Annotated in this window: 1 protein-coding gene; it reads left to right on the top strand. The window is 44.4% G+C overall.

Annotated features, from left to right (window positions below; translation table 11 throughout):
- Positions 1-263 precede the first annotated feature (263 nt).
- A complete protein-coding gene (locus RH40_RS19215) occupies positions 264-794 on the top strand; it encodes a BspA family leucine-rich repeat surface protein (RefSeq protein ID WP_009603381.1) in 531 nt (176 codons plus the stop codon).
- The last annotated feature ends 3 nt before the right edge of the window (positions 795-797 follow it).

Raw genomic sequence — 797 nt, 5'->3', positions numbered from 1 at the left:
ACTAGGGCAAGACCGACATCACTGGCCACAGTTTCAATAAAACACCCTTAATTTAAAGCCGCCTTATGCGGCTTTTTTAGCCTTAGTGCCTTTTGTGTAAATATAAGCCATTATATTTGCAGCCTATCTCAAAGCTTTGATGATTCAATCATTTAGCGTCTTTTCAATACCCCTTCGTTATTTATAATTCACCAAAGCTATCAGTAGTAACTCTCTGATTTATGGGCAATATGCCCTTTCTCTGTTTCAGCATAAGGACCGCAATGAAGACCCTTCAATCTCTCGGGTGGAGCACTTTACTTCTCGCTACCTCCGCCGCCGCACAAGACACGGTGAAATGTCTTGATAAACCCATCAACAGCACCTTCAATCATCAAGGTAACACCTATCTGGTTGTTGACGATGAAAGCATTAAAAACCAAGCCCAGCTCGATAAACTGGAACAAGGTCAAATCCGCTTTTGTACCTCTCATGTGACTAAAATGGATGGCCTCTTTAAAGGTCGGGAGCACTTTAATGCCGATATCAGTGATTGGGATACTTCCAAAGTTGAGTTTATGGGCGGGATGTTTTCAGGTGCAGAAGCCTTTAACCAGCCCATCGGGAACTGGGATACCTCCAAGGTCAGAGATTCTTGGTTTCACTCAGGAATGGCCGCCATGTTTAAAGGTGCCACCAACTTTAACCAACCTATCGGGAACTGGGATACCTCCAAAGTAAGTAATATGGAGGAGATGTTTGCAGGCGCCGCCAGCTTTAACCAACCCATCGGTAACTGGGATACCTACGAGTAGTGT

It is taken from the genome of Vibrio caribbeanicus ATCC BAA-2122 (assembly GCF_000165125.1).
Classification (GTDB): Bacteria; Pseudomonadota; Gammaproteobacteria; order Enterobacterales; family Vibrionaceae; genus Vibrio; species Vibrio caribbeanicus.
The sequence above is the reverse complement of the archived record's forward strand: the minus strand, read 5'-3'. Positions and strand labels throughout refer to the sequence as shown.